A 3642-nucleotide genomic window follows, 5' to 3' on the forward strand; every position below is an offset into this window, starting at 1 on the left:
ACCGACAATCAGCGGAGCAGCGTCTTCAATGGTCTGGCGGATTTTTTCGCCGCCGGGGACTTCACCGACACCGGTGTTGCCGGAATTATCAGTGATGATAACGATGTTACGGGTGAAGAACGGCGCGTGGGCGCCGCTCAGGTTCATCAACATACTATCATGACCGGCAACCGGGATGACCTGGACGGAAGTGACGACGGGAGTAGAAGACTGAGCTGGCATAGTTCCTCCTGGGAAAAGGGAAAGCCGTTTATTAAGGGCTGAAACGACTATCTGCCATAAGTAAAAACGTGGCGCGAAAGTACGAATGAGGAAGATTCTATTCCGGCAAACTTAACAAAAAAAGTCTGAATTACTGGTCTGTTGATTCAATTATTGAATCGTTTTATTTGTGCATCCTTAGGGTTTATTTTTTATCTTAATCAGTAACTTAATATGGTTTTTCCCATTGTTAAGAGCAAGCAGGCAGAAAAAATGATCGCTTCATCGGGTTGGGGTTACAGAGAGCAGGCAGCAGAAACCTAAAGGAAAAAACGGAGGGAAGAATGCGTACATAAGGCGACCAGAATAGAAAAAGTATAGCCCCAGATAAAGTCTCCTGCGTCGTTCATTAGCCCAAATTTTTTCATTAAATACATGCACAAATAATGCAAATGTCCATTAATGGACGATGGTAATCACGAAAAAGCGCATAATCCTGATGCGCGATACAAAACTGCCGCCTGAACCCGGCTTTTTAGATCATAGCGTGGCACCACAGTCGTTCAGGGTAACGGGAAAACAGGACGGCGCGCCCTGCGTTTGCAGGCATGCTGGTCGGTTGCAGAAGGGAGAAACAGATAAAATGATAGCGCTGTCATTTTGGTGAGCAAATGCGAACAGAGTCACGAAATTAACCCCGGTCAGCCCTGGCAGAAGAAACAGCCAGCGAAGTGCTGGCTGCGTAATGGGATTATCAGGAGAAGCGAATCAGACCGCTCTCTTTGTCGTAGTCAAAGATCGTGCCATATCGGTGACTCAGACGGGTCAGCAGGCTCGCAATCTCTTCGCCTTGCTGATGGGTGACGATTTCCGGCAGGCCTCGTGACAGCGCACGCTCGCGGTTCATGCCCAAATCGAGAGGAAGCAACTGGCAGGGTTATCTTTATGGCCGATGGAGTGATTGTGGAGGACAACACAGCGGAAGCCCTGTTTACCCAGCCGCAACAAGAGCGTACCCGCAAGTTTTTGCAGTCCACGCGGTAATTGCTTTCGCCAGCGGCCGCCGCTGCTGCTGGCGTGTGCTCTACTTTATGTCTTAAAATGCCGCCGGACGCGGCTTGATCAGGATTTCTCGCTGAAGGGCTTTTGCTGTAAAGGGCGCATTGCAGAGCGCTTGCGCTCCAGATACATCACATGCTCACTGTTGTTCATCATTTCCAGCAGATTACCGTACCGATCCGGGTCGTATTCCACGATGCCGTAGGCATAGTGCAGGCGAAACTGCTTTGCGGACTTTTCATTGAGATCGTCAATTCTTGATTGCAGGCTAAAGAGGAAGGTGTCTACGTCCTGATCCTGATCATGGCCCAGCAGCACCACGAATTTTCCCCCCTCCAGGCGCGCGGCTACGTCGTTCTTCTTCAGGCAGCGATTGAGCGCCGTGGCAAATTTTTTAAGCGTGTCATCCCCTTCGTGATGACCAAAAAATTCGTTTATGGCAGTGATATTTTCTACATCAAGATAAACCAGGCTAAACGATCGTTTATTATCCGTTAACCATGAAAAGCGTTTTTCCCCTAATTTATAAAAGCCACGTTTATTGGGCAACTCAGTTAGTGGATCGGTCATCGCCAGGCCAATGATATAAAATTCATCTTCAACAATTGCACCGAGATCGAGCAATGTGTTGATATTTTCCGGCGTGAATTCCCGGGGTTTGTCATCAATAATGCAAATGGTCCCGGCGACAGACCCATCGGGAAGACGCACCGGACAACCCGCGTAAAAACGAATATGCGGTTCGCCTGAAACAAAAGGGTGATCGTGAAAACGCTCATCTACACTGGCGTCTTTCACAATAAAAATGCCTTGCGCCAGAATGGCATGGGCGCAAAAAGAGATATTACGCGCCGTCTCGCGCACGCCGATTGTACCGCTGCAGGATGCCAGCCACTGGCGATCCCGGTCCAGCAGGCTTATCAACCCAATCGGCACGTCAAATGCCGCTTTGGCAAGCCTGGTTAAACGATCCAGACGTATATCATCCTTTTTATCCAGCAAATCCATCATATAAAGCGATTTAAGTCGTTCAGCTTCGTTTTCTGGTATTTCAGGAAATTTCATAAGATGGCCTCTTTAGCTATAGATCTACTATATCAGAGGTTTTTTATTTCGGTAGCCGCCCGGTGTGACGCGGTCAATAGTTCCGTTGGACTATTTGTAAAGGTGTCAAAAGCATCGCACGAATAACGCTATCGTGCCTGACGGCCTCCCCCTACAATGATTTCCTTTATCCCACTGGAGGTATTCCATGTCTCAACCCACGCTTACTTACCGTTTAGGCGATCGCGAGGTCGGCCGTCTGGGCTATGGTGCAATGCAACTGGCAGGTCCCGGGGTTTTTGGACCCCCGGCGGATGAGGCGAAGGCCATTCAGGTTCTGCGTGATGCGGTGGCATCTGGCGTAAACCATATCGACACCAGCGATTTTTATGGTCCGCATATCACCAATAAGCTAATCAAACAGGCGCTGCACCCCTATTCAGATGACTTATGCATTGTCACGAAAGTGGGAGCACGCCGTGATGAAAAAGCGAACTGGCTACCCGCCTTTAGCGCGGCGGAGCTGACGAGCGCGGTGGAAGATAACCTGCGTCACCTGGGGCTGGAGGCGATTGAAGTGGTCAATCTGCGCAGCATGCATGGTACACATGGCCCGGCAGAAGGGGCGCTGGAAGCAGAGCTGGAAACGCTGATTGGTTTAAAAGAACGGGGTCTCATTCGCCACATCGGTCTTAGCAACGTGACCGCGAAGCAGGTGGCGGACGCCCAGGCCATGACAGAAATAGCCTGCGTGCAGAACATGTACAACGTGGCGAACCGTGCGGATGATGCGTTAATCGACACGCTGGCTGCGCAAGGTATTCCTTATGTGCCGTTCTTCCCGTTGGGGGGCTTCACGCCGCTGCAATCCAATGAGCTGAATGAGGTGGCTACAAGCCTCAACGCCACTCCAATGCAGGTGGCGCTGGCATGGTTGCTGCAACGTTCGCCCAATATTCTGCTGATCCCCGGAACATCTTCACCGGTCCATTTGCAGGAAAACCTGGCAAGCGCGAAGCTGGTGCTGTCAGCCGAAGCGCTGGCAGTGCTGAATGGGATTGGGGGCGCACCTCAACATTGAGGTGAGCACGAGCAGCTTCCTCTGCCTGAGGGATGAGGAGCCCCCCGTAATATGACGTTTTACAGCGATGACACTGCCTGATGGGACACAACTGTTAAAGCGATGGCAGGGTCCGGCTGAAAATCGATGAGGCGTTGACGGCTGACCGGGGCCGCCCGCAGGGAAGCGGGCGGAGGGGATAGCCTGCAGGGAGGCAGGCTGGTCCCCGACCCGATAGTCAGACGACATAAGCATCATGGACCGCGAAGCGGCGATTT

3 protein-coding genes and 1 pseudogene are annotated in these 3642 nt (G+C 51.4%); 1 reads left to right on the forward strand and 3 read right to left on the reverse strand.

Annotation, left to right across the window (positions count from 1 at the left end; all coding sequences use genetic code 11):
• The 3 genes and pseudogenes from gudD to KXR87_RS23240 form a co-directional block, all read right to left on the reverse strand.
• Positions 1-222 (reverse strand): annotated as a pseudogene (gene gudD / locus KXR87_RS23230) (glucarate dehydratase); the annotation flags it as partial.
• A 733-nt stretch (positions 223-955) separates the two neighbouring features.
• Complete coding sequence (locus KXR87_RS23235) at positions 956-1108, reverse strand: hypothetical protein (RefSeq protein ID WP_437434541.1); 153 nt, start codon at positions 1106-1108, stop codon at positions 956-958.
• Positions 1109-1323: 215 nt separating this feature from the next.
• Positions 1324-2325 (reverse strand): sensor domain-containing diguanylate cyclase, encoded by a 1002-nt coding sequence (locus KXR87_RS23240; RefSeq protein WP_437434542.1) that lies wholly within the window; start codon positions 2323-2325, stop codon positions 1324-1326.
• 187 nt (positions 2326-2512) lie between these two features.
• Here KXR87_RS23240 and KXR87_RS23245 point away from each other — a divergent pair, with 187 nt between their 5' ends.
• A complete protein-coding gene (locus KXR87_RS23245) occupies positions 2513-3385 on the forward strand; it encodes an aldo/keto reductase family oxidoreductase (protein ID WP_437434543.1) in 873 nt (290 codons plus the stop codon).
• Positions 3386-3642: the final 257 nt, after the last annotated feature.

The organism is Yokenella regensburgei, from assembly GCF_051486985.1.
In the GTDB taxonomy this organism is placed as follows: Bacteria; Pseudomonadota; Gammaproteobacteria; order Enterobacterales; family Enterobacteriaceae; genus CBFFRJ01.